This window comes from Chryseobacterium scophthalmum (assembly GCF_900143185.1).
Taxonomy (GTDB): domain Bacteria; phylum Bacteroidota; class Bacteroidia; order Flavobacteriales; family Weeksellaceae; genus Chryseobacterium; species Chryseobacterium scophthalmum.
Map to the genome: position 1 here is coordinate 239,181 of NZ_FSRQ01000001.1, position 26,420 is coordinate 265,600.

The following is a 26,420-nucleotide window of genomic DNA, read 5'->3' on the forward strand; positions in this document are numbered from 1 at the left end:
CCGCAAAAGGATCAAAAGAAATGATTGAAAAAAGAGAAATTCAAAAGTTTTCAAAATGTAAATTTTTCATTTAATAGTTTATTTTGCTAGCTTTTGAATAACTTATTTACTCGTAAAATCTTTTGATCCTTTTGCGGTTGAAACATATCATTTACTAAAAAAACTATGGAGTAAACTCGATTTGAAAAGAATCTTTATCTGAATTAATATCAATTGTTGGTTCTAATTTTTTATTTTTAAAGTTTATAAATATTCAATAAAATGAAAATTACAGTTGCTGCGGTTTTATTATCGATGATGTTTGCAGGTGCAAATGCACAATCTCTGAGATCTCCGGACGGAAAATTTGAAATGAATTTCCAACTGAAAAACGGAGTTCCTTTTTACAATTTAAAATACAACGGATCTACTGTTGTTGAAGATTCAAAATTAGGTTTAAGGCTTTTTAAAGATACTTCGGTAACATTTGCCTCAGAAATTACAAAAACTGAAGATGCAAAATTTGATTTGAATAATGATTTCGTTAAAGTTTCTGAGAAAAGGGATTCAAAAAACGAAACCTGGCAACCTGTTTTAGGGGAAAAGAAAAATTACATCAATCATTATAATGAATTAGCGGTTACGCTGAACCAAAATTCTACAGACAGAAGTATTGTCGTAAAGTTTAGGCTGTTCAATGATGGTTTAGGTTTTAGATATGAATTTCCACAACAGAAAAATTTGAATTATTTTATCATCAAAGAAGAAGATACAGAGTTTGATTTTCCAACCGATATGAAAGCTTGGTGGATGGTTGCCGATTACGATTCTCAGGAATACAGATATCAGGAAACCAATATCTCTGAAATTCCGGCAAGATGGGACAAAGCTTTTGATTCTAATGCTTCGCAGAAATTAATTAAAAATGCAGTTCAGTCGCCGTTGATGCTAAAAAAGAACGGAAAAGAACCATTATATATCAATATTGCAGAAGCAGCAGTTTTGAATTATGCAGCTTCACATCTTGAGGTTGATGCTCAAAATTTTAAATTTAAAACGCATCTTACAGCTGACCGACAAGGTGCAAAAGGTTACATTCAGACTCCTTCTGTAACGCCTTGGAGAACGATTATTGTTTCGCCAAAAGCGGAAGATTTAATGGACTCAAAAATGTTATTTAATCTAAACGAACCGACAAAATATACCGATACTTCTTACATAAAACCCACAAAATACATGGGAGTTTGGTGGGAAATGATTATCGGAAAAGCACAATGGGCGTATTCTACAGCAGATAACGTTCATCTTGGAGTAACCGATTTTTCTAAATTAACACCTAACGGAAAACACGCAGCAAATACTACAAGAGTTAAAGAATATATTGATTTTGCCGCTGCAAACGGTTTCGACGGTTTGTTGATCGAAGGTTGGAATATCGGTTGGGAAGACTGGTTCGGTCATTCCAAAGAATATGTTTTTGATTTTTTGACTCCTTATCCGGATTTTGATATTAAAATACTGAATGAATACGCACATTCAAAAGGTATTAAACTGATTATGCATCACGAAACTTCTGGTTCGGCAACGAATTACGAAAGATGGGCAGATCAGGCTTTTCAATTAATGAATAAATATGGTTATACGTCTGTGAAAACGGGCTATGTAGGCGATATAATCCCGAGAGGAGAACATCATTATTCACAATGGACGATCAATCATTATTACAGAATTGTAGAAAAAGCGAATGACTATAAAATCATGGTGAATTCTCACGAATCAGTTCGTCCGGGTGGAGAAAGCCGTACCTATCCGAATTATATTTCAGCAGAAGCCGCTCGTGGAACAGAATATGAAGCTTTTGCAGGAAACAATCCCGACCATCAGACAATTCTTCCGTTTACACGATGGATGGGTGGTTCGATGGATTACACACCGGGAATTTTCCAAACCAAATTAGACTATTATTTTCCCGGAGATAAACGTTTTGTGAAAACTACTTTAGCAAAACAATTGGGGCTGTATGTAACGATGTATATGCCTTTGCAAATGGCTGCAGATTTGCCGGAAAATTACGCAAAACACATGGATGCTTTCCAGTTTATCAAAGATGTTGCAGCAGATTGGGATGATACAAAAATTCTTTCAGCAGAACCCGGAGATTATGTAATCACCGCGAGAAAAGCAAAAGGCACAGAAAACTGGTTTGTTGGTGGAATTACTGACGAAAATAAAAGAGAATATACCGTAGATTTTTCATTTTTAGATAAAGGAAAAAAATACGAAGCAACCATTTATGAAGATGGAAAAGACGCTGATTATATTGATAATCCTCAAAGTTATAACATCTACAAAAAGCAGATTACGAGTAAATCTAAAATAAATTTTAAAATGGCTCGAAGCGGTGGTTTTGCTGTTTCCATAAAGCCTGTAAAATAAATAATTTGTAATTTTAGAGTCCTTAAAGTTTTTGGCTTTAAGGATTTTTATTTTAAATGATATTGAATGAAGCTGATTACTAAAATTTTTACCAAGCAAAATACTTTTCTTTTTTTATTGGTTGCGATGGTTTTAATGGCGAAACTGATTCCCTTTAAAGAATCTTACAACCAGTTTTTTAATCTTTCAGGATTTATCGATTGGGGAATTGCCGGAATTTTTCTTTTGTATGGTTTAAAATTAAATCTGAAAGAAGTCGTAAAAAGACGTTTCCAATTGGAAATTACATTTGCTGATTCAGTCAGGAACTTTTATTATTTTTCCTTTATTGGTCTTAATTTTTTATCCACTCGTAAAAGATTCTGAATATTATAACATTTGGCTTTCCGTATTTTTTCTTGCAAGTTTACCTTCAACGGTTTCTTCATCGGTTGTGATGGTTTCTATTGCAAAAGGGAACGTTACTTCAGCGATTTTTAATGCTTCTATCTCAGGAATTATCGGGATTGTGATGACTCCGCTTTTGATGAGTTTTTTCCTGACTTCGAATGGAGAAGGTGGAAATCAAATTGAAATTATCGAACAGTTATTACTGAAAGTCTTGTTACCGATTATTTTAGGGATTTTACTGAATCCTGTTTTCAAAAAGTGGATGACAAAATATTCAAGTATCATTGCAGAATTTGACCGACTGATTATTTTATTGATCGTGTATGAAAGTTTTTCGAGTGCATTTATTGAAAATATTTTTGCTTCAGTTCCTTCACTGGTGTTTGTGATTTTGGCTTTGAGCGTGGTTTTTCTATTCTTTTCAGTATATGAGATTCTTAAATTTTTAGCTAAAAAAATGAATTTTAAACCTAAAGAAATTATCACCACAACTTTTTGCGGATCAAAAAAATCTTTGGTTCACGGAAGTTTGTTCCTGCTTGTTTTGGGAATTCCGGATGAGCAAAAAGTTTTATTTTTACTTCCTGTAATGGTTTATCACAGTTTTCAGTTGTTCTACGTAAGTTGGTTGGCCAATAGAATTGCAAAACGAATGGAAATTACAGCATCTTAAATTTAATGATATTTAAAAATGATAAAATTGATCTTCAAAACGATTGTGTTATCAGCTTTTGTTTCTTTTACAATGTTGAAATCTCAATCAGTAAAGGAAATTTTAAAGCAAAATGGTTCTTTCAGAAAAGACACAATATTTTCTGTTAAAAGTGATTCAAAAGAAACTTATTTACCGGTTACGATTATTAAAGGAAAAGAAAAAGGTCCGGTTTTCACTATTGTTGCAGGAATTCATGGTTACGAATATCCACCAATTATTGCCGTTCAGGAATTATTAAACGAAATAAAACCCGAAAATATAAAAGGAAGTTTAATTATTATCCCGATTGCCAATGTTGAATCTTTTCAAAAAAGAACTCCTTTTGTAAATCCATTTGATGGTAAAAATTTGAACACCGCTTTTCCGGGCTTGTTAAACGGTACTCCGACCGACCAGATCGCTTATTTAATTACGAAAGAAATTATTCCGAATTCAACAATTTTTTTAGATATTCATGGTGGTGATGCTAATGAAGATCTATTGCCTTTTGTTTGCTATTACGACAGAAAAGATACGCCAGAAAACACCAAAAAAGCTCATGAATTATCGGTGAGATCAGAAATTCAATATATTGTTTCTTATCCTTACACTTTAACTGCGACTGAACCTGCGAAATATGCTTTCAAAGAAGCTACACAGCAGGGAATTACAGCTTTGAGTATTGAAGCCGGAAAGCTGGGAACTGTACAGAAAGATAATGTTGATTTGATTAAAACTGCAGTTTACAACATGCTTGAAAATTCTGGAAATTATGTAATGAGAAAATCAAAAATTGTCAATCAAAAATCAACCGTTATTTTAAACCAGCAAGATTATATAAGAGTTCCGGAAGATGGAATTTTTTATAGCGAACTGAAAAGTGGAGATAAGGTAAAAAAGAATCAGATTTTAGGCTATATTACAGACAAATTTGGAAATAAAAGACACGATATCGTTTCGCAAACCACCGGAATTATTTTGTACAAAGTAGGAACTCCGCCCGTCAATAAAGGCGAAACTCTTTTTTGTATCGGATATAATGAATAAAATATTAAATCTATTATAATGAAAAAAACAAAACTTTTCTTTGCTTTAGCAATCTTCCTATTTGCTTTTTCAGGCTTTTCAGCGCAATCTAAAGATGCGAAATTTGAAAAAGAAAAAACTGAAATTTCAAGAATGCTTGATGATTTCAACGTTGCTGCAGCTAATGCAGAATTTGAAAAATACTTCAGTTTTTTTGCTGATGAATCTACATTTATCGGAACCGACGCAACAGAAATCTGGAATAAGCAAGAATTTAAAACTTGGGCAAAACCCCATTTCGAAAAGAAAAAAACATGGAATTTCACTTCCGTTAAAAGAAATATCTATTTCAGTAAAGACGGAAAGTTGGCTTGGTTTGACGAATTATTAGATACTCAAATGAAAATCTGCCGCGGTTCCGGAGTTTTAGAAAAAATAAACGGAGCCTGGAAAGTAAAACAATACGTGCTTTCAATGACAGTTCCTAACGATGTTGTTGATAAAGTGGTTGCTGAAAAATCTGCAATGGAAGACGATATTTTAACGGAACTAAAAAACAATAAAAAATAAATTATTTGAAGATATAAAATCAATAATTACATCAATAGGAGCGGACTTTAGTCCGCTTTTTATGTTTTTTAAAAATGGCTTTAGCCAAAACTTATGATAAATGTGTAGCAGTAAAATTCACTTTGAAGAAAATTTACAATTCATCATTCACAACAAAAAAATCCTTTCTTACCTTACATCAATATTTTCCCAATTCACACGCTGTACATTTGTATCATCATTAAACAATGAAAAAGATTGCTGAAAAGCAGCTTTATTATAGAGTAACAAATAAATAATAAAAATATGAAAACAGTTTATCACAAAGCAGATTCAAGAGGTCACGCCAATCATGGATGGTTAAATTCTTATCACACATTCAGTTTCGCAGGTTATCAAAATCCTGAAAGAACCCATTTCGGAGTTTTAAGAGTGTTGAATGACGACACCGTTTCTCAGGGAATGGGTTTCGGAACACATCCACACAAAGACATGGAAATTATTTCTATTCCTTTGGAAGGAGATTTGGAACATAAAGATTCTATGGGAACAACTGCAGTGATCAAAAAAGGAGAAATTCAGGTAATGAGCGCAGGAACGGGAGTTCAACACAGCGAATACAACAAAAATAAAGACGAGGCCGTAAAATTTTTACAGATTTGGATTTTCCCCAGAGAAGTTGGTGTTGAGCCAAGATACGATCAGATAAGTATTGCAGACGGAGAAAAAAATAACGGATTCCAACAGATTTTATCACCGAATAAAAACGATGCCGGAGTTTGGATTCACCAGGATGCATGGTTCAATTTGGCTAAGTTTTCCAAAGGAAACGGTAAAAACTATATGCTCAATAAAAAAGGAAATGGTGTTTACGCTTTTGTTTTAAAAGGAAGTGCGAAAGTGGGCGATAGAGTTTTAGGTGAAAGAGACGGATTGGGAATTTGGGATACCCAAAGTTTCAACATCGAAGCAACAGAAGACACTGAAATCCTTTTAATGGAAGTTCCTATGGAATTACCTTCTTATTTAAAATAATTAAAATATTTTTGCCAAATAAAAACTCCCCTCCCTTGGAGGGGTGGCGAAAATTCGAAAGAATTTTTGACGGGGTGGTTTAAGTACTACTTCAACAATAATACATTAAAACTTAGACAAATTTAAATATACAATGAAAATCTTAGCAGTAGCAGGAAGTAATTCCGAAACATCAATCAATAAATTATTAGTTTCTTACGCAGCTTCATTAATCGAAAATGCAGAAGTGGAAATCGTAGATATGAATGATTTTGAAATGCCGATCTACAAACATCAACGTGAAGTAGAAAGTGGAGTTCCTCAGGAAGCAAAAAACTTTGCAGAAAAAATTGATGCTGCAGATATTCTTTTAGTTTCTTTGTCGGAGCACAACGGAACATATTCCACTGCATTTAAAAATGTTTTCGATTGGACTTCAAGAATTAAAGACAGAGCGGTTTGGAACGAAAAACCAATGTTGTTAATGGCTACAGCTCCTGGAGGAAGAGGTGGTTTGGGAGTTTTGGAAGCTGCAGAAAAGCGTTTTCCGTTACATGGAGGGAATATTATTGATACTTTTACACTTCCATTCTTTAATGATAACTTCGATAAAGAAAATAAAAAAGTTTCTAACATCGATAAAAACAGTGAGTTACAAGAGAAATTAAATAAGATTTCTGCTGTTGAAATAATCTTAGAAAAATAGCATTTGAAAATTAATATAAAATTAATATCTTTGCAAAAAGAAAAAGTAATGAAAATTCAGACCACTTTTAAAGAATGTTTCTCCGAAAAAGGGAAAATTGTGGACTCTGAAATTCTGAGATAAAATAACGGCCGATAATCTACCAAGATTGTCGGCTTTTTTGTTTTCTAAATTTGAATAAAAAGTAAAAATAAAATGTACCAATTTATCAATGTAACAGTTTACCAATTTTAAACCATTGTTACATTATTACATTGATACATTGCTAAATTATTAAACATGAGCAACACGTACAAATCTGCAGGAGTAGACAAAGAAGAAGGTTACAAAACCGTTGACAAGATCAAAAAAGCGGTGGGTGAAACTCACAATTCCAATGTTTTGAATCATTTGGGAAGTTTTGGAGCTTTCTACGAAATCGGAGGTTACAAAAATCCTGTGTTGGTTTCTGGAACAGATGGAGTAGGAACGAAGCTTAAAGTGGCTTTAGACTCAAAAAAATACGATTCTATCGGGGTTGACTGTTTCGCAATGTGTGCCAATGATATTCTTTGTCACGGTGCAAAACCATTGTTTTTCCTTGATTATTTAGCTTGCGGAAAATTAGATTCCGAAATCGCTGCAGAGATCGTTTTAGGAATGGTAGAAGCGTGTAAAGACAACAACTGTGCGCTTATCGGTGGTGAAACTGCTGAAATGCCGGGAATGTACAAGCCGGGAGACTACGATGTTGCAGGATTTTGCGTAGGAATTGTTGAAAAAGACCAGATTATTGACGGTTCAAAAATCAAAACTGGTGACAAAATCATTGCTTTGCCAAGTTCAGGTTTCCATTCAAACGGATTTTCTTTGGTAAGAAAAGTTTTCCCGGATTTCAATGAAGAATTCGAAGGAAAACCTTTGTACGAAACACTTTTGGTTCCTACAAGACTGTATTATAAAGACATTCACAAGGTAATCGAAGAAGTAAAAGTTGCAGGTATCGCTCATATTACAGGTGGTGGTTTGTACGAAAATATCCCAAGAATTATTGGTGATGGTTTGTGTGCTTCTATCGATGCTTCAAAAATTCAGATTCCAAGCGTTATGTTGGAATTAGAAAAAAGAGGTGGTGTAGCTCGCGAAGAAATGTTCGGAACTTTCAACATGGGAGTTGGGATGATTATCGTTGTTGATGCAGACCATGCTGAGAAAGTTTTACACCTTCTTGATGACGCTTACGAAATCGGAGAAATTACTGCAGGAAGCGAAAAGATAAATCTATCATTTTAATGTACCAATATAACAACGTAACAATTTACCAATTTGAAGACATTGTTACATTGTTAACTGATACATTGTTACATTAATTTATGAAAAACTTAGTTATACTCGTTTCAGGTTCAGGAACCAATCTTCAGCGAATTATCGACACTATTGATAGCGGAGAAATCCAAAATGCAAAAGTATCTTTAGTAGTTGCCGACAGAGAATGTTTTGGATTGGAAAGGGCAAAAAATCATAACATAGAAAACGTTCTGATTCCGAGAGGAAAAAACTTCAGCAGCGAATTGAGTAAAATCATTCCGGAAAATACAGATCTTATTGTATTGGCTGGGTTTTTATCAATTTTAAAACCAGAGTTTTGTGAAAATTGGAGCGGTAAGATAATCAATATTCATCCTGCTTTGCTTCCAAAATTTGGAGGAAAAGGAATGTGGGGACATCATGTTCATAATGCGGTGATTGAAGCTAAAGAAAAAGAAAGCGGAGCAACCGTTCATTTTGTTACCTCAGGAATCGATGAAGGAGAAGCTATTCTTCAAAAATCATTCGAAGTCACAGAAAATGATACTCCGGAAACCGTTGCTGAGAAAGTACATATTATTGAATATGAAATTTTCCCCAAAGCAATAAACAAAGTACTAAATAATGTACCAATCTAATAATCTACCAATTTACCAATTAAAAGGAATTGTTACATTGCTAAACTGATACATTGTTATATTAAATATAAAAGACACACTTAGATTGATAAAAAAATATTTCGAAAAAGTAAAAAATCTAAGTAAAAGTAAGATCGGAGGTGAAAGAACCGGTCTACAGTTTGAAATAACTGTAAAAAGTAAAAATTGAAAAGTCCCGAAAAGGATGATTTAACCAAGTATAGGACAAAATCCTGTGCTAAAAATGAAAGTAAAAATGAGTGAAAATCGCAGTCTTGCGGTTTTCGCTTGCAAAAATGAAAAATCTATGAGCAAGAGAGTTTTGATCAGTGTTTCTGACAAAAGCGGATTAACAGAATTCGCACAGTTTTTGGAATCCCAAAATTATGAATTGATTTCTACTGGCGGGACATTCAAACATTTGAAAGAGGCTGGTTTAAATCCAATTCAGATTGATGAAGTAACCGATTTTCCTGAAATGTTGGATGGAAGAGTGAAAACTTTACACCCAAAAGTTCACGGTGGTTTATTGGCGGTTCGTTCAAACGAAGAACACATGAAAACCGTTCAAGAGCACGGAATTGGCTTGATCGACATGGTAATCGTGAATCTTTACCCTTTCTTTGAGAATGTAAATAAAGACATTGCTCTTCACGAAAAAGTAGAATTTATCGACATCGGAGGTCCTTCAATGCTTCGTTCTGCAGCTAAAAATTTTGATTCTGTAACAGTACTTACTGACGTTGAAGATTACGCAAAAGTAAGAATCGAGATGGAACAAAACGGTGATACGTATATTGAAACTCGTAAAAAATTAGCAGGAAAAGTATTCAATTTGACTTCAGCTTATGATGCAGCAATTTCAAGAATGCTTTTAGATGAAGAATATCCAACTTATTTAAGCGCTTCTTATAAAAAAGTTGCTGACCTTAGATATGGTGAAAACCCTCATCAAACTGCTGCTTATTATGCTTCTACTTTCGAAAATGGAGCAATGAAAGATTTCGAACAATTGGGAGGTAAAGAATTGTCTTTCAACAATCTTCGTGATATGGATCTTTGCTGGAAAGTAGTTACAGAGTTCAAAGAAGAAATGGCTTGTTGTGCTGTAAAGCATTCTACACCTTGTGGAGTTGCGATCGGAACTTCGGCTTTAGAAACTTATGCAAAAACTTTCGAATGTGATCCTGTTTCTATCTTTGGCGGAATTGTTGCAATGAACTACAAAATCGACGCAGCAACAGCTGAAGAATTAAACAAAACATTCCTTGAGATTGTAATGGCTCCGGATTTTGATGAAGAAGCTTTGGAAGTTTTAAGAAAAAAGAAAAATTTAAGAATTATAAAAATCGTAAACCCTGTTTCTGACAAACAAACTTGGGTGAAGGTTGATGGTGGAATTTTAGTTCAGGACAACGACAGTATTTTCTCTGATGATATTAAAGTAGTTACTGAAACCCAGCCTACAGAAGAACAGAAAAAAGCATTATTATTCTCTCAGAGAGTGGTAAAATATGTGAAATCTAACGCGATTGTAGTTTCTAACGGAATTCAGGCTTTCGGAATCGGAGGCGGACAAGTGAACAGAATCTGGGCAACTCAACAAGCAATTGAAAGAGCAAAAGAAAAATTCTCAGGAGATTTAGTTTTAGCTTCTGATGCGTTTTTCCCTTTCCGTGATGTGGTAGATTTCTGCGCTCAGGAAGGTATTACTGCAATTATTCAGCCGGGTGGAAGTGTTAAAGACCAAGACAGCATCGAAGCGGCAAATGAGCACAAGATTCCGATGATGTTTACTGGAATTAGACATTTTTTCCATTAATTAAAATAGAATTAAAAAATAATTTGAGATTGTATTTATAGCATTCAAAATTATATATTTGTACAATAGACTAGATAATAAATAAAGTATGAGAATATTAATCATAGGTGAAGGTGGAAGAGAATCTGCTTTGGCAGCAAAACTTCAGAAGGATTCTAGAGTGAGTCATATGTTTTTCGCCAACGGAAATGCAACTACTGGTGCGATAGGAAAAAATGTTCATTTATCAGAGATTAAAGAACTTAGAGATTTTGCAATTAAAGAGAAAGTAGATCTTACGATTGTAGGACCAGAAGCTCCTTTAGTAGCTGGTTTGAAGGATGAATTTAAGAAGCATGGTCTTAAAGTTTTCGGTCCGAATCAGAAAGTAGCAAGTCTTGAAGGAAGTAAGGCTTTCTCTAAGAAATTTATGCAGACCTATGATATCAAAACTGCAAAAGCGGTAGTGTTTGATTCTTATCCTGAAGCTAAAGAATATGTTCAGAATCAGGAATATCCTTTAGTGGTAAAAGCAAGTGGTCTTGCTGGTGGAAAAGGAGTTGTAATCTGCGAAACTTTAGAAGAAGCAGAAGCTACAATTCACGATTTTATGATCAGAAGAATCTATGGCGATGCAGGAATTCGTTTGGTTATCGAAGAATATTTAGTAGGTTTTGAAGCGTCAATTATTGCATTCTCAAATGGTGAAAAAATATATCCATGTATTGCTGCTAAAGATTACAAAAAAGTAGGAAATGGTGATACTGGTCCAAATACAGGAGGAATGGGTTCTGTGGCTCCAAGCCCTGAATTCACTGAAGTACATTACGTTGATTTCGAAAATAATATTTTGAACCCAACCGTAAAAGGTCTTAAAGCTGAAGGTTTCACTTTCAAAGGAATGATTTTCTTTGGATTGATGATTACTAAAAACGGAACTTACTTATTAGAATACAACATGAGATTTGGTGATCCTGAAACTCAGGTTTTGATGGCATTAATGGAAAATAATCTGTTGGATGTTATCAACGACTGTATGGAAGGAAAAGAAATTGAACTTAAATTTAAAGACGAAAAAGCAGTTTGTCTTGTAATGTGTTCAGGAGGTTATCCTAGAAATATCGAAACCGGTTTTGAAATCACTGGTGAAGAAAAAGTAAGACACAGTCAGCTTTTATACGCAGGAGCAATCAAAAAAGGAGATAAAGTAGTTTCTAACGGCGGTAGAGTTTTAAATATCGTTGCAACAGGCGCTACTTACGAAGATGCCCGCAAAAAAGTTTACGAAGACGCAAGTCATGTACATTTCGATTACGGCTTCTACAGAGAAGACATCGGAAAGTTTTAATAAAATCATGAAAAAAGATTTGGAGCTATTCCAAGTCTTTTTTTGTAAAACAATTTATATTGAGAAGTTAGAAATTAGAGCTTAGAAATTAGTTTTATTTTACAGTTTAGCCTAAACTTTTCATCATTTATCAATCATCATTTATCAATTATAAAAATGAACAACGGTATTATCATATTAGATTTCGGATCTCAGTACAACCAGCTTATCGGAAGAAGAATCCGTGAGATGGGTGTTTATTCCGAAATTTTACCTTTCAATACACCATTAGAAACAATTTTAGAAAAGCAACCGAGAGGAATTATCCTTTCGGGAGGTCCAAGTTCTGTAAATGCAGAAAATGCACATTTAGTTGAAAAAGAACTGTACGAACAAGGAATTCCTGTTTTGGGAATTTGCTACGGAATGCAGTTAACAGCACATCTTTTAGGCGGTAAAGTACATAAAGGTGTAAAAGGTGAGTACGGAAAAGCACATTTGGAAATTGTAAAAGAATCTTCTTTATTGAAAGGGGTTACCAACGATTCTATTGTTTGGATGAGCCACTTTGACGAAGTGGGAGAATTACCTGCAGGTTTTGAATTAAATGCAAAATCTGGTGTAATTGCTTCAATTTCTAATGAAGATAAAAAAATCTATTGTGTACAGTTTCACCCGGAAGTTTCTCACACAGAAGAAGGTGGAAAAATGTTAGAAAATTTCGTTTTCTCAATCTGTAATGCAGAGAAAAACTGGAAACTGACCAATTATATCGACAAAACAGTTGCAGAAATTAAAGAAAGAGTAGGAGATCAGAAAGTAATTCTTGGTCTTTCAGGTGGAGTAGATTCTTCTGTTGCAGCAGTTTTAATTCATAAAGCGATTGGTGATCAATTGACTTGTATCTTTGTAGATACAGGGTTGTTGAGAAAAGATGAAGATGTAAAAGTAATGCAGAATTACGGTGAGCATTTTCATATGAACATTAAGCTTGTTGATGCTAAAGAAAGATTCTTATCTAAATTAGCTGGAGTTGATGATCCTGAAGCTAAAAGAAAAATCATCGGGAACGAATTTATTCACGTTTTTGATGAAGAATCTCATAAAATTGAAGGGGCTAAATTCTTAGCTCAGGGAACAATTTATCCTGACGTAATTGAAAGTCAGTCTGTAAACGGTCCTTCTGCAGTAATCAAATCTCACCACAACGTTGGTGGACTTCCAGAAGATATGGAATTTGAATTATTGGAGCCTTTAAGAGAATTATTCAAAGACGAAGTAAGAAAAGTAGGTGAGGAATTAGGTATTCCTCATCATTTGGTACACAGACATCCTTTCCCTGGTCCTGGTTTAGGAATCAGAATTTTGGGCGCAGTTGACGCTGAAAAAGTGAAAATCCTTCAGGAAGCAGATGATATTTTCATCGAAGAATTATACAAAAACGATTTGTATGAGAAAGTTTCTCAGGCTTTCGTGGTACTTCTTCCTGTAAAATCTGTAGGAGTAATGGGTGACGAAAGAACTTACGAATACACTGCGGTGGTTCGTTCAGCCAACACGATCGACTTTATGACGGCAACGTGGAGCAGACTTCCTTACGAGTTTTTAGATACTGTTTCAAGCAGAATCATCAACGAAGTAAGAGGAATCAACAGAGTAGCTTACGATATTTCAAGCAAACCACCTGCAACCATCGAGTGGGAATAGTTTTGACTTGAATTTTAAATATAAATCCTGCCTTTTGGCGGGATTTTTTCGTATATTTCTAAGATATATTTTATCACGATTCTATGAAAAATAAAATTATTGTTCTATTAGTTTTTCTTGTTTTTATTAAAAATTATTCCCAGAAAAGATTTGTTTACGAATACAAATTCGTTCCGGATGTTTCAAAAAAAGATTCTGTGCTTACAGATTATATGAATTTGGATTCCGATATGAAAAATTCGGTTTTTTACAGTTCGTTTAAAAATGTTTCTGATTCTTTAAGACAAGAAATGGCAAGTAATAAATCTATAAAAGCAAATTTACCCTACTACAATCCTAATTTAATTTACACCATCACAAAAAACTATTCTAAAAATTCTGTTGCCTATCACATCAAAGATAGTGGAGTGAAATTTAAATTAACTGAAATAAAACCAATTAATTGGAAGATTTTAAAAGAAACGAAAACCATCAATAATTTAAAGTGTCAGAAAGCAACAACAGATTTGTACGGTAGAAAATGGATTGCATGGTTTAGTCCTGAAATCGCCATTCAAGATGGTCCGTATAAATTTAATAATCTTCCTGGTTTAATTGTGAAAATTGAAGACACAGATAAAAATCATTCATTTGAACTTACTGAAATTAAAAATATAAAAAATTTAAAATTAAGTAATGATTATAAAAATGAGAAAGAAATCACTCAAAAACAACTTAATCAATTATTTGACGATCGAGCTAAAAATATAAATTCAAATATTGGCGAAATGTTTGTTCAGCAAAATTCAGTTGGAATTGTAATGAAAGATGGAAATGTAATTCAACTTGATAAAAGTACAAAAAATGTAGAAAAAGAACTTGAAAATGCTGTGAAAAGAACAAATAATCCGATAGAGTTGAAAGTTGAATAAAGACTGTTAATTCTACGGAATTTAATTGTATACAAAGAAATCCTGTCTCAGAAGACAGGATTTCTTAATTTAAATATTATTAAATTATTTCTTTTTCTTCCTTGAAATAATAGATTGTAATATCACAGATATTATCACAAAAGTCAATCCGAAATAAAATGAAGTATTCACTTCTCTTCCTTCATCAAAAAATAGAAAAGCAATAATAATTGCATAAATAGGTTCTAAATTGAAACTTAAATTTACTGTAAAAGCGGAAAGCTTTTTAAGCGATTCAGCAAAAAGGACATACAAACCTACCGTGCAAAGTAAGGCCAGTAATATCAGATAAAAAGTGTCTTTTAAATTAGGAATAAATTGCTCATTTGGAAAGAAGTAATAGTAAAAAGGCAATAAAACGGTCAATCCTAAAGCTCCGGCCAACATCTGATAATAATTGATGACTTGGCTGTCATATTTCTGAACCAATCTTTCATTATAAATAGTGTACAATGCGGCAAAAGCTGAGGAAATTATACCTAGAATAATTCCGATTTGATACGATGCATCAAAATGAAAGATCAGACTGATTCCAAATAAAGTAAGCGCACTAAGAAAAAGCTGAATAAATTTATACTTCGTTTTGTTAAGTAATGGTTCGAATATCGCAGTGAAAAAACTGGTCAGACAATAACATACAACGCCGATTGAAATGTTGGAATATTTTATACTCGCATAAAAGAATATCCAGTGTATGGTAATGATAAGCCCGATTTTTCCAATGTTAAAAGCTTCTTTCGAAGACTTTAGTTTTTTAATTTTGAAAATTTTTAAACTTAAAAATAAAAATATAGCTGAAAATAAAACCCGGTACCAAACCAATGGAATTTCGCTAAGAGAGATGAGTTTGCCGAATACACCTGTGAATCCAGCTAAAAGAACTGCAGTATGCAGTATTAGATATGATTTTTTCATGAAAAAGGTCTTTGCCTGTTAATAAATAAATTGAATGTGATGAAGGCACAAAGAAATATTTGGTAACAAATGTGCTTCAAAATAAATATTTATTAAGGTGCAGGAGGCGGAAGACAGCTTTTTCTGTTCATGAAATTATCGAATGATGAGCAAATATAGGAAGAAAATTGATGAGAATTAAAATGACTTGCCCAATATTTTCTACATTTGTCCTATGAAAATAGCATACCTCGGTCCACAAGCCAGTTTCACGCAATTAGCAGCGTCTCAGATTTTCCCGAATGAAGAATTAGTTCCTCAGTCGAGTATTTTAGATTGCTTTAATGCGGTGAAAAATAATGAAGTAGATAAAGCTGTTGTTCCATTAGAAAACTCTATTGAAGGAACAGTTTCGATGACCCTCGATTATCTCTATGATTTTGAGGTTTTTATTGAAACCGAATTGGTAATGCCAATTGCACATCATTTGATGATCCATCCCAATAACGAAACTTTTGAAAAAGTGATTTCTCATCCTCAAGCTTTGGCGCAGACTTTTCATTTCAGATACGAAAATTTTAAAGATATTCCGTCGCAGGATTTCAGTTCTACAGCGGCTTCAGCAAAGCTGGTTTCTGAAAACCCTCAGGAAAAATGGGCAGCAGTTGCCAACCGATATTCTGCAAAATTGTATGGCTTAAAAATAATTCATGAAAATATTCAGGATTTTGAACAAAATCATACCAAGTTTATTGTGATCTCAAAAACAAAATCTGCTTTAGATATTCCTTTACCCAGAACTTCAGAAAAAACGTCTTTAATCATTACGCTTCCCGAAGATCATGCAGGAGGTCTTCATCAGGTGCTTTCTGTTTTTGCTTGGCGAAAAATGAATCTCTCTAAAATCGAAAGCAGAACACTGAAAACAGGTTTGGGAAATTATTTTTTCTTCATCAATGTAGCAAGTGAATGGCACAATGTTCTGTCTCAAAATGCAATCGATGAAATTATTTCATTAGGTTCTAATGTGAAATTTTTAGGACATTATAATGAATATGTTTTTGAAGAATAGCATTTTTTAAATTCTTAATTTGAATGTTAATTAATTCTACAACTTAATATTTAGGTGAAATAAATTCGTCTGTTAGAGAGGATTAATTCATATAATTTGAAACTCTTTTCTTTAAATTAAGATTTTTTTTGAATCTGAATAAATGAAAATATTGAATTGCAGAAATTTAGGTAAACAATAATTGCCAAAATTTCTGTAATTTACATTTCCAAAATTTTCACAGATGATAGATAAATTAAAATCTAAAAACAGTATTAATGATGAATTTAAATATGTTACCAAACTTATAAGCCGTGCGACATTTAGCTTCCTCAAAATCAATCTTATCGGGCAAATTTCTATTGCTATTTCATGCATCATTACAATCATTTTAATTATTGCTCAAACTTTTAATAATGGAGGTGGCCCGGTTCATACCAATGGACAAGCTGCCATTTTAGTATTGTTTGCAGCAAGACCAATTTCTTTTGGATTAACTATTCTAACTGCTTTTGGAGCTCCATTTTTACTTTTCACATTAGGAAATAAATATGTGATAGCTCGAACGATCAACAGATTGATTGCTGATAAAGGCGAACAAATACTTTTCCCGATGATCGACAGGATTTTAAATAAAGTAAAAGCCAATCAGCCTCAATTATTTCAAAAAGGAACAGATAAAGCCAAACTTCAGTTAAAAATTTTACAGGAAATAAGAGATTCGAAAGAAAATAAATGGTTCAAGAAAATCATCATTTATGGTTTCAAAAAAGTTGAACTTGACGAAATAGATTTTAAAGATGAAAATGTAAGCTTTACCGAGATTTTAAAAGGTAAAATTATCGATAAGCTTAAAGATATTTCAGAGCCAAGCCGACTGTTTTTCTATTTAATTTTAGGATGGCAGACTTTGATTTTGTTGTTGACCGTTTTTAAGGTGATTTAATATTTGCAAAACTTAAATTTGAAGTTTTAATATTAAAGTTATTTTCAAAAGGAATAATTTTTGAACGTAACTTGCAATTCAATTTATTCTCACTACAATATGTTTGATAAGCAACAACGAAAACTCAAAAGATCGGCAAAACTGATTTCCGTTTTAAGCAAATACGGGTTCAAAGATATGATTGCAAGAATGGGCAAAAAACCGGAAGAGAATTTTGCGCAATCTGATGAAGTCATTTCTAAAGGAACAGTTTACGAAAGAATTCGTCTCGCTTTGGAAGAGTTGGGTCCCACTTTTGTAAAGCTTGGGCAAACTTTTAGCAACCGTGAAGATTTGCTTCCGCCGGAATTGATTCAGGAGCTTCAAAAGCTTCAGGACAGGGTAGAAGTGGTGGAAATGAATGTAGAAGAAATTCTTGAAAATGAATTTAATATTATTCCCAAAGAACATTTCGCGGAAATTATTGCAAAACCTTTGGCAACCGCTTCTATTGCTCAGGTTTACAAAGCGACTTTAATTTCTGGTGAAGACGTCATCTTGAAAATCAAAAAACCGGACGTTTTATCGGTTATTGAAGATGATTTATTATTGATAAAAGATCTGGTAAAACTAATTTCTACCTACTCTGAAATCGGTTCTAAACTCAATTTAAAACAGGCAATTTCCACTTTTGAAAAATCTTTGCTTGAAGAAGTTTCTTTGGTGAATGAAAGAAATAATATCCAACAGTTCGCTCTAAATTTTAAAGGTAATAAAGAAACTTACGTTCCTAAAGTCTACGATGAATTTTCCAACAACAATGTATTGTGTATGGAATTTATCGACGGAATAAAGGTGACCGATAAAGATGAATTGCTAAAACATAATATCGATCCGGTTGTTGTTTCTGAAGTTGGTTTAAGGCTTTTTGTTTCGCAGATCTTAGATTACGGATTTTTCCATGCTGATCCACATGCAGGAAATATTCTGGTGAAAAAAGATGGAAAAGTTGTTTTCATCGATTTTGGTGCAGTCGGGAAAATTCAGCCGAATGATAAAGAGATCTTGGAAAGTTTAATTGTAGCTTTTGTTGCTAAAAATTCTCATAAAATTGTTCGTCACCTGAAAAAAATGGCGGTGAGTTATGAAATTCCTGATGAAAGAAGATTTGAAAACGATGTTGAAGAAGTATTGAATTTCGTTCATAGTACTTCTTTAAAAGATATTGATCCGCATATTATTATCAATAAAATGAAAGATGTTTTGAAAGATAACAGGTTGTACATGCCCGATTATTTTTATCTTTTATTTAAAGGAATCGGTTTGATAGAAGGTGTGGGAAGAACGATTAATCCTGATCTGGATATTGTAAAAAGCCTTCATCCGTACACAAAAAAAATATTCACCAAGAAAATCAGTCCCAAAAAACTTCTGAAAACAGGAATGGAAAAGGTGATGACTTTCACCGATAATGTAGATGAGATTCCTAAAGAACTGCGATCTGTATTACAAAAATTAGATGATAACAGTTTTACAATTTCGAGTGAGATTAAAAATATTGACAAAACGAATCAGTTAATAAAATCTAGCATTATCAATCTTATTTTAGCGATGATTTTAGGTGCAAATATTATTGCAACAGCCATTGTTTTTGTTTCAGAATCGGGACCGAGAATTGGAGAGATGTCTTTGGTGGCAGTTTTAGGATTTTGTTTTTCAGTTTTACTTGTTATCATACTTTTGCTTAGAATTACGAGAAAATAAAGTTGATATTTTTAGGAAATAAAAACTTGATATAAACAAATACATTTAAACTAAATGAAAACATTTATCTTATACGTTTTTACATTTTGTAGTTTATCGCTTTCTGCTCAAGAAAAAGAAGGAGTTTTAGGCGATTTTGACGGAAATGGAACAAAAGAATATGCTTACACAAAGATAAATGATTGTAATGACGACTGTGACGGAAAGTGTGAGACAATTATTTATTTTAGTGATAAAAAAATCAAACCATTTATAATTGCTCCATCGAGAAATGGAACTTTATACAATCTAAAAGATTTAAATAACGACGGAAAAGACGATATCGGTTTTTATCCTGATTGGTGTACAAGTTGTTGGCACCCATTTTATGTTTATACCTATAAGAAAAATGGTTGGGAACCTTTGGTGTCTCCAATTTCTACACATTGTTCGCAGTGGGAAGATGAGAAGTTTCCGATTAAAAAAGATCCGAAAAAGAAAGGATATGTAATCATTACAATAAGTGTCTGGAAGGATGATGACATCAAAATTATTAGTAAAAGCGTTAAAATGAATTAATTTATTTGCTGAGATTTATGCGGATTTAGATATTTTGTAAATGTAATCACTAATCTAAAAACAGAACATTAATCTCACTTCTTTCAGCATAGATTTACAACCAAATTAATTACCTATCTTTGCAAAATGGAAAAACTCACTTTTGCAGACTTTGACCTTCCGGTTAAAGTTCTTGATGTTTTAGCAGATTTAAATTTATTTGAGCCCACTCCAATTCAGGAAAAAAGTATCGGTCCGATTCTTTCGGGAAGAGATGTGATGGGAATTGCACAAACGGGAACAGGAAAAACGTTAGCTTATTTATTACCGGTTTTAAAAACATGGAAATATAATAAAAACGGAAATCCTACCGTGGTTGTTTTGGTTCCTACAAGAGAATTGGTTGTTCAGGTAACAGAAATCGTAGAAAAACTGACAGAGAATCTTACTGCAAGAGTAATCGGGATTTATGGTGGGAAAAATATCAATACACAGAAGCTATTGTTCAACGATGGTTGTGATATCTTGGTAGGAACTCCCGGTAGAATCATGGATTTAGCGATTGATAACGCCATTTCATTAAAAGAAGTTCAAAAATTGATCATTGATGAATTTGATGAAATGTTGAATTTAGGTTTCAGACCACAGTTAACCCATATCTTTGAAATGATGCGTGAGAAAAGACAGAATATTCTTTTCTCAGCAACCATGACTGAAGCCGTTGATGATATGTTGGATGAATATTTTGCAGGTCCGATCGAGATTTCTTTAGCAAAATCTGGAACTCCGCTTGAAAAAATCGAGCAGACTGCTTATAAAGTTGAAAACTTCAATACGAAGATCAATTTATTAGAACATTTGTTGAAAAGCAATGAAGATATGTCTAAAGTATTGATCTTTGCGAACAATAAAAAGCATGCAGATTTACTTTTCACCCAAATTAATGAGCTTTTCCCGGAAGATTTTGATGTAATTCACTCCAATAAATCTCAGAACTACAGACTAAAAGCGATGAAGCGCTTTGAAAATGAAGAAATCAGAGGTTTGATTACAACTGACGTTATGGCGAGAGGTCTTGATATTTCAGATATTACCCATGTTGTGAATTTTGAAACTCCAGAAGTTCCTGAACAATATATTCACAGAATTGGTAGAACGGGTAGAGCAGATAAAGATGGTAAGGCGGTTACTTTCGTAACGAAAAAAGAAGATGATTGGGCTTTAGATATCGAGTTGTTGATGGATAAAGAATTGGCATACATCGACTTCCCTGAAGAGGTGAAAATCAATCCTAAGAAAATTGCATCTGAAGAAGATCAGATTGTGATGAAAAATCCGGCTCATGCAAAACTTTTTGACGGTGGAGGAGCCTTCCATGAGAAAAAAGATAAGAATAAAAAAGAAAACTGGGGTGGACCGTCCAAAAGAAAAACGCCCAAGAAATTTGGAGCAAACAGAGCACAACAGAAAGCAATTTCTAAGTCTAAGAGAAAAAAATAAAAAAAATGCGTCTCAAGCGAGGCGCATTTTTTATTTAATGTTGATATTGTTTTCTGTAGAATTTGATTTTTAAACCAAATAAATTTTATTGTTGCTTTTTAAATACAATCACTGAGGTATCATTTACGCCATCATCATTGTAATCTTCAATATGATCAACCGTCATTATTTCAGTAGTACTGAGCGAATGAACAACTGCAGATTCTACCACAGAATCTGAGTAGGTAAAAGTCAGCATTTTTGAATTTTCGCTATATTGATACGTTCCGGTATCGAATCCGTCAGCAATACATTCAATATTATTTTTAGTGTAATATTTTATGCTGAAGCTTTGATTTTGCCCGAATTCGAAAGTGTTTAGAGCTTCGCAACCTCTAACAGGAGTTGACTGTAGAATGGCATTATTAGAACCTGAGATCATCATTGTTTTACTCATTTTCCAAGTTCCCACAATGGGTTTTATAACATTTTGATTATTTTCGTTGTCATCATTTCCACAGGAGGAAAATAGAAGCAGTGTGGCAAATGCCAATAAAATGTTGTTTTTCATCGATGTTTGTGTTTTTATTATTACAAAACTATGTTTTTTTAAAACACTGACAATGAAATAATTGAAAAAAAAGCGACTTCAACTGAAATCGCTCTTATTTTTCGAATAATCGAATGTATTTAATATATAATCTTATTTCATATAAGGATTCATCACATTGGTCCAAAGTCTGTAACCTTCTGGCGTAATATGAAGCATGTCTTCTATAAAAAGATCTTTTCTGATGTTTCCGTTAGCATCATTCATCACTTTTGTAATGTCTATGAAATCAGCATTTTTTTCTTTTTTCATAAACTTCGCAATTTTTTTGTTGGCTACTTTCATTTGAGGCCACAGATTTTCGCGACTCGGCGAATATTTTATTGAAATATAATCAACCTGAATATTTGGGAATTTCTCACGTATTTTTTTGTAAAACGTTTTGTATCGGTCAACTACAACATCGGCTTTTAATTGTGCATTATCTGCAAAATCATTTTCTCCGCAATAAATAATAATCTGTTTAGGTTGATAAGGGCTCAATAAATCTTCAGAAAAATAGTTTAAATCGGTCAATCTTGATCCTCCGAAACCCCTGTTGATAATAGTTTTACCTGGAAAATAATCTGAAACATCCTGCCATTTTGTGAATGATGAGCTCCCTACTAAAAGAATAGAATTTTTTGGAGGTGCGTTTTCCTGATCTAATTTTTTGAAATTCTGAATGTCCTGCCAGAACATTGGTTGTTTTTCCTGAGAGAAAATCAGGGCGAAAGTCAGTAGCAATACTACTGAAAAAATCTTCTTCATTGTTTCTAAATTTTTAACGAAAGTAAATATAAAAAAAACTCCCGTAAAAACGGGAGCCGATATCTTGTATTATTGTTTTTATCTTTTGTAAGTAATATATGTAACGTCTATCACCATATCGCCATTTACGTCAATATTATCAAACATCTGCATCATTCTAAGCTCAGTATTGCTTAAAATAACAACTTTATATTTTCTTTCGTTATCATTGATGTATTTTGTAACCAACTCTTTAGATTCGTTATCGTAAGTGTAAGTTCCTTCTGTTTTTTGACTGGTACAGTTTGCACCAACTCCTGAAAAACCAGTATAAGAAGCGTAATAATCAGTTCTGAACTCTGTGATACTTTTAGTGTCACAACCTGTAGGAGTGAATGTATTTAATACAGTGGTATTGTCTTTTCCTGATATTACTTCAGTTTTTACAGTTTTCCATTCGCCTTTCAGCATGTCCATTTCATAACCCTGAACGTCATCATCTTCACAAGATGTTAATGCTAATGCAGAAAAGGCAAATAAGAGTAAGTGTTTTTTCATTTTCACAAATTTAAGAATATGCTAAAATATAAATAAATTTGTAATATATATAATGAAATTAAGGTTTTTTAAACAAATGTTTGTAGAAAATATAATCCAGGTAGCAGGTTTTAGGATTTAGGTTTTAGAAAAATTTTTGAAATATCATAATTTCTCATTTGCCTGAAAAATATATCAGCTTATTTTCTACTAAATCCTAAACCCTAATATCTATTCCCTAATTTTAATAACTCATCTCAACGATTTTGAAAGCATCTTGAGGAGTAAGATTCTTATTTTCACCCAAACCTAACCAATTTCTTTCAGTAAAAGCTTTTTCAACTCTTTCTGCAGTTCCGGCAAAATCTTGCGTGTAATCTGATAATTTAGTCTGAATTTGAAGACTGTGGAAAAACTCTTCCAGTTTTACAATCGCTTGTTCAGCTTTTTCTTCGGTACTTCCTTCAGTAATTCCCCAAACTCGCTCTGCGTATTGTGCCAGTTTTCCTTTTTTAGCATCAAAATTATAACGGTAATGCGAAGGTGCAACTACAGCCAAAGTTCTTGCATGATCAATTCCATAATACGCGGTTAATTCGTGTCCCATTGCATGAACTGCCCAATCGGTAATCACTCCTTTTTGGATTAAACCGTTTAGAGCCATCGTACAACACCACATAAAATTTCCTGCAGCATCATAATCAAACTCATCAGACATCACTTTTGGAGCGGCATTCTGAAGACTTATCAAAATACTTTCGGCAATTCTTTCCTGAAGATCAGCAGAAGAGGGAGCCGTCATATATTGTTCTAAAACGTGTGTATAAGCATCTGCAATTCCGTTTGCAATCTGATTTTTAGGAATCGATCTGATTACTTCCGGATCTAAAACTGAAAATTGCGGAAACAATCCTGGTCCGCCTGAAGACAATTTTTCATTGGTTTCTCTTCTTGAAATTACATATCCTGAATTCATTTCAGATCCTGTAGCAGGCAACGTAAGAATAGTTCCGAAAGGCATTCCTTCACCTTCAAAAGTACGAACCGGTTTTTTAAGAATTTCCCAAGGCTCACCTTCGTAATTGGCAGCTGCAGAAAGGAATTTAACGCCGTCAATCACCGATCCGCCACCAACAGCAAGAAGATAATTGATTTTGTTTTCTTTGATGAAATTTAAAGCATTTACCAGAACTTCATATTCAGGATTGGCAGGAACACCCCCAAATTCATGTAAATCATGATCTTTTAAAGCTTCTTTTACCTGATCGTAAACACCGTTTTTCTTGATGCTTCCGCCACCGTAAATCATTAAGATTTTGGCATCTTTAGGGATTTCATTTGAAATTTTTGCGATTTCACCTTTTCCGAAAAGTATTTTTGTGGGATTTTTAAACTCGAAATTAAGCATTGTTGTAAATTATTTACATCAAATGTAAGAATAGAAACACGAAATCTGAGTTAAGAAAGTTTTAAAATTTGTATGATAATGTTTTATGTAAACTATTAGAATCTGTTTACAATTAGGCAAAAAAAACTATACTCGCAGATTGTGCTAATTGAGCAGATCAATTCAGTAAATTTTTATCTGCTAAATTTGCTGAATCAGCGAGAATAAAAAAAATTGAAAGGCAACAATAATATCGTTGAAATTACTTTTTCTGCTTGAGTCGACGGTTTGAATCTATTGTTGATGGATCAATTACATTTAGAAATTACAAATATTTAGATTTTCTTGATTTTATTTCAGCATTGATCTGACCAATACTAATAAAACAAGGCATTAATGTCAATGAGCTGCCGATTGCAACAGCAATTAAAGCAAAATTTTTGGATGTTATCGCAAAATAAAAAAGAGTACAACACGCAATAATCATTACAATTCCCAATCCTATTGTAGCACTTAAAATCGTTTTTTTCTTTGATTCTAATTCTTCTATACTCAGTTCAGATAATTTATTTGCTTTCATAATTTGGGGATTAATACAAATCTGTACTTTCTATATCAATTCTAGAAGAGATGTAATGATCTTTTTAAAAGAAACTATAAAGAGTGAAAAAACTCAATAGTAACACATTTCTTGATTGCAAGAAGAAATTTTAGATTTGAACTTCACGAAATTACAAAAAAATATGAGAAAATTTAATTTGAATTCACTTTAAATTGAAAAAAAATGTGGTGTAAATTGCTTGTTTATAAATTTTTATAATTCTTTTTTTTATCTTTTAGTTGTGTTTTTTTTATAAATGTATGTTGAAAATTACTCCAAAGTAATTTTATAGTATCCCTTTTCGTCAGTTACGTCAATGGCGATTCCGGTAAATGTTAGTTTATTGATTTGGTAACCATCGCAACCTCCCTTAAATTCTGAAGATTGTATTGAAAAATCAAAAACTTTTACATTAGAATAAAAAGTATAATTTTTTGTTCCATTATAAGCACCCACATTTTCTAAAATGACTTTATTATCATCAGTTTTAGTGAGTTGTAAACTAACATGATTTTCATCCTGAATCGAATAATTACTAAGTGTTCCGTTAGTAATCAAATTTTCATCATCAGAATTTACGAATTCAAAGACAATAGGTTGTGGAGCATTATAGCACTCTTCACCACAAGCTGTGAAAACAAAAGCCATTAAAAGGAATAGGAATATATTTTTCATTTGATTTGGTAATTGATGCGAAAGTAAAATTAATCATTAAACTGAAGTATTCAAAATTATTTATAATATGGAATTATTGTGACGAGATCTGAATATTTTTAAAACCTGTGCAAATTGATAATTGCTAATGTCAAAATCATCAATCTTAATTTCAATTTTCTCATTATTATGGAAGAAATATAGATAATTAATTTCAGGCTTGTAATCATGTTTAGACTCTCGGCTAACTAAATGTTTTGATGTAATTTTTTCAAGCTGAATTTCATCCCAAACATATATTGGTTGGTCTTTTATCTGAATTCCTTTTCTGTTTATAGAAATCATTACTTTAGATATTTTCTTAATTTCTAAAATTATTTTTACGATGAAATAACCTGTAAATCCTATTAATAAAATCAATATAAATATTGAAGCGAAATTTGGTTTAATGATAATTGATAAAAGAAAAAGAGTTCCGACCATCACAAAAATACTGTACGTAGAAATTGCTATAATTCTGCCAGAACGTGAATATTTAATAACTATTTCATCTGAAATGGTATCTTCATCATATCCAATTTTATCATGCTTATGAATATTGTATTCTTTATGAATAAAAACACCATTGATAAATGCACCAATAAAAAATATAATAGAAATAATAAAATTATACTGAAGAAGATAAACTCCTATTGTAAAAGCTAAAATACCAAGTATGGCGTAAAAAATAATTCCGAATTTCATGTTT

General features: G+C 32.7%; 24 protein-coding genes and 1 pseudogene. 17 read left to right on the forward strand and 8 right to left on the reverse strand.

Features of this window, described 5'->3' with window-relative positions:
• Positions 1 to 261: 261 nt before the first annotated feature.
• The 12 genes and pseudogenes from BUR17_RS00980 to BUR17_RS01035 all read left to right on the forward strand — a co-directional run bounded on the left by BUR17_RS00980 (position 262) and on the right by BUR17_RS01035 (position 14,465).
• A complete protein-coding gene (locus BUR17_RS00980; RefSeq protein ID WP_074228146.1) occupies positions 262 to 2,415 on the forward strand; it encodes a glycoside hydrolase family 97 protein in 2,154 nt (717 codons plus the stop codon).
• A 66-nt stretch (positions 2,416 to 2,481) separates the two neighbouring features.
• Positions 2,482 to 3,478: pseudogene (locus tag BUR17_RS00985) on the forward strand (bile acid:sodium symporter).
• Positions 3,479 to 3,496: 18 nt separating this feature from the next.
• Positions 3,497 to 4,546 carry a succinylglutamate desuccinylase/aspartoacylase family protein gene (locus BUR17_RS00990; protein ID WP_074228147.1) on the forward strand — a complete coding sequence of 350 codons (1,050 nt, stop codon included), beginning with the start codon at positions 3,497 to 3,499 and terminating at the stop codon, positions 4,544 to 4,546.
• Positions 4,547 to 4,564: 18 nt separating this feature from the next.
• Positions 4,565 to 5,095 carry a nuclear transport factor 2 family protein gene (locus tag BUR17_RS00995; protein ID WP_084550329.1) on the forward strand — a complete coding sequence of 177 codons (531 nt, stop codon included), beginning with the start codon at positions 4,565 to 4,567 and terminating at the stop codon, positions 5,093 to 5,095.
• A 285-nt stretch (positions 5,096 to 5,380) separates the two neighbouring features.
• The gene (locus tag BUR17_RS01000) at positions 5,381 to 6,109 is read left to right on the forward strand and encodes a pirin family protein (RefSeq protein ID WP_074228148.1); all 729 of its coding nucleotides are present in this window, start codon (positions 5,381 to 5,383) and stop codon (positions 6,107 to 6,109) included.
• Positions 6,110 to 6,242: 133 nt separating this feature from the next.
• Complete coding sequence (locus BUR17_RS01005) at positions 6,243 to 6,794, forward strand: NADPH-dependent FMN reductase (RefSeq protein WP_074228149.1); 552 nt, start codon at positions 6,243 to 6,245, stop codon at positions 6,792 to 6,794.
• A 279-nt stretch (positions 6,795 to 7,073) separates the two neighbouring features.
• Positions 7,074 to 8,066, forward strand: a complete 993-nt coding sequence (gene purM / locus BUR17_RS01010) for a phosphoribosylformylglycinamidine cyclo-ligase (RefSeq protein WP_074228150.1) — start codon at positions 7,074 to 7,076, stop codon at positions 8,064 to 8,066.
• Between the two features lie 80 nt (positions 8,067 to 8,146).
• Positions 8,147 to 8,719: a phosphoribosylglycinamide formyltransferase gene (gene purN / locus BUR17_RS01015; RefSeq protein ID WP_074228151.1), complete on the forward strand. Its 573-nt coding sequence runs from the start codon at positions 8,147 to 8,149 to the stop codon at positions 8,717 to 8,719.
• Between the two features lie 307 nt (positions 8,720 to 9,026).
• Positions 9,027 to 10,541 (forward strand): bifunctional phosphoribosylaminoimidazolecarboxamide formyltransferase/IMP cyclohydrolase, encoded by a 1,515-nt coding sequence (gene purH, locus BUR17_RS01020; protein ID WP_074230177.1) that lies wholly within the window; start codon positions 9,027 to 9,029, stop codon positions 10,539 to 10,541.
• Positions 10,542 to 10,629: 88 nt separating this feature from the next.
• Complete coding sequence (gene purD / locus BUR17_RS01025; protein ID WP_074228152.1) at positions 10,630 to 11,868, forward strand: phosphoribosylamine--glycine ligase; 1,239 nt, start codon at positions 10,630 to 10,632, stop codon at positions 11,866 to 11,868.
• Between the two features lie 156 nt (positions 11,869 to 12,024).
• Positions 12,025 to 13,554 carry a glutamine-hydrolyzing GMP synthase gene (guaA, locus tag BUR17_RS01030; RefSeq protein WP_074228153.1) on the forward strand — a complete coding sequence of 510 codons (1,530 nt, stop codon included), beginning with the start codon at positions 12,025 to 12,027 and terminating at the stop codon, positions 13,552 to 13,554.
• A gap of 83 nt (positions 13,555 to 13,637) precedes the next feature.
• Entirely contained in the window at positions 13,638 to 14,465 is an 828-nt protein-coding gene (locus BUR17_RS01035; RefSeq protein WP_074228154.1) for a GLPGLI family protein, read from the forward strand.
• Between the two features lie 84 nt (positions 14,466 to 14,549).
• Here BUR17_RS01035 and BUR17_RS01040 read toward each other — a convergent pair whose 3' ends face one another.
• Positions 14,550 to 15,419 (reverse strand): DMT family transporter, encoded by an 870-nt coding sequence (locus tag BUR17_RS01040; protein ID WP_074228155.1) that lies wholly within the window; start codon positions 15,417 to 15,419, stop codon positions 14,550 to 14,552.
• Positions 15,420 to 15,633: 214 nt separating this feature from the next.
• On the opposite strand from BUR17_RS01040, the gene pheA reads away from it, so the two are divergent.
• The 5 genes from pheA (at position 15,634) to BUR17_RS01065 (ending at position 21,175) form a co-directional block, all read left to right on the forward strand.
• Complete coding sequence (gene pheA / locus BUR17_RS01045) at positions 15,634 to 16,470, forward strand: prephenate dehydratase (protein WP_074228156.1); 837 nt, start codon at positions 15,634 to 15,636, stop codon at positions 16,468 to 16,470.
• A gap of 223 nt (positions 16,471 to 16,693) precedes the next feature.
• Positions 16,694 to 17,395: a hypothetical protein gene (locus BUR17_RS01050; RefSeq protein ID WP_074228157.1), complete on the forward strand. Its 702-nt coding sequence runs from the start codon at positions 16,694 to 16,696 to the stop codon at positions 17,393 to 17,395.
• A 60-nt stretch (positions 17,396 to 17,455) separates the two neighbouring features.
• Complete coding sequence (locus BUR17_RS01055) at positions 17,456 to 19,138, forward strand: ABC1 kinase family protein (RefSeq protein WP_228418569.1); 1,683 nt, start codon at positions 17,456 to 17,458, stop codon at positions 19,136 to 19,138.
• A gap of 54 nt (positions 19,139 to 19,192) precedes the next feature.
• The gene (locus BUR17_RS01060; RefSeq protein WP_074228159.1) at positions 19,193 to 19,696 is read left to right on the forward strand and encodes a hypothetical protein; all 504 of its coding nucleotides are present in this window, start codon (positions 19,193 to 19,195) and stop codon (positions 19,694 to 19,696) included.
• Positions 19,697 to 19,822: 126 nt separating this feature from the next.
• Entirely contained in the window at positions 19,823 to 21,175 is a 1,353-nt protein-coding gene (locus tag BUR17_RS01065) for a DEAD/DEAH box helicase (RefSeq protein WP_074228160.1), read from the forward strand.
• A gap of 85 nt (positions 21,176 to 21,260) precedes the next feature.
• On the opposite strand, the gene BUR17_RS01070 is transcribed toward BUR17_RS01065, so the two are convergent.
• The 7 genes from BUR17_RS01070 to BUR17_RS01100 form a co-directional block, all read right to left on the reverse strand.
• A complete protein-coding gene (locus BUR17_RS01070; protein ID WP_074228161.1) occupies positions 21,261 to 21,725 on the reverse strand; it encodes a lipocalin-like domain-containing protein in 465 nt (154 codons plus the stop codon).
• A 132-nt stretch (positions 21,726 to 21,857) separates the two neighbouring features.
• Positions 21,858 to 22,514, reverse strand: a complete 657-nt coding sequence (locus BUR17_RS01075; RefSeq protein WP_074228162.1) for a GDSL-type esterase/lipase family protein — start codon at positions 22,512 to 22,514, stop codon at positions 21,858 to 21,860.
• 78 nt (positions 22,515 to 22,592) lie between these two features.
• The gene (locus tag BUR17_RS01080; RefSeq protein ID WP_074228163.1) at positions 22,593 to 23,051 is read right to left on the reverse strand and encodes a lipocalin-like domain-containing protein; all 459 of its coding nucleotides are present in this window, start codon (positions 23,049 to 23,051) and stop codon (positions 22,593 to 22,595) included.
• Between the two features lie 223 nt (positions 23,052 to 23,274).
• Positions 23,275 to 24,438, reverse strand: coding sequence for an iron-containing alcohol dehydrogenase (locus BUR17_RS01085; RefSeq protein ID WP_074228164.1), 1,164 nt, complete (start codon positions 24,436 to 24,438; stop codon positions 23,275 to 23,277).
• 304 nt (positions 24,439 to 24,742) lie between these two features.
• A complete protein-coding gene (locus BUR17_RS01090; RefSeq protein ID WP_074228165.1) occupies positions 24,743 to 24,997 on the reverse strand; it encodes a hypothetical protein in 255 nt (84 codons plus the stop codon).
• Between the two features lie 291 nt (positions 24,998 to 25,288).
• A complete protein-coding gene (locus BUR17_RS01095) occupies positions 25,289 to 25,693 on the reverse strand; it encodes a hypothetical protein (RefSeq protein ID WP_143747503.1) in 405 nt (134 codons plus the stop codon).
• A gap of 60 nt (positions 25,694 to 25,753) precedes the next feature.
• Positions 25,754 to 26,416: a hypothetical protein gene (locus tag BUR17_RS01100; protein WP_074228167.1), complete on the reverse strand. Its 663-nt coding sequence runs from the start codon at positions 26,414 to 26,416 to the stop codon at positions 25,754 to 25,756.
• Between the last annotated feature and the right edge of the window lie 4 nt (positions 26,417 to 26,420).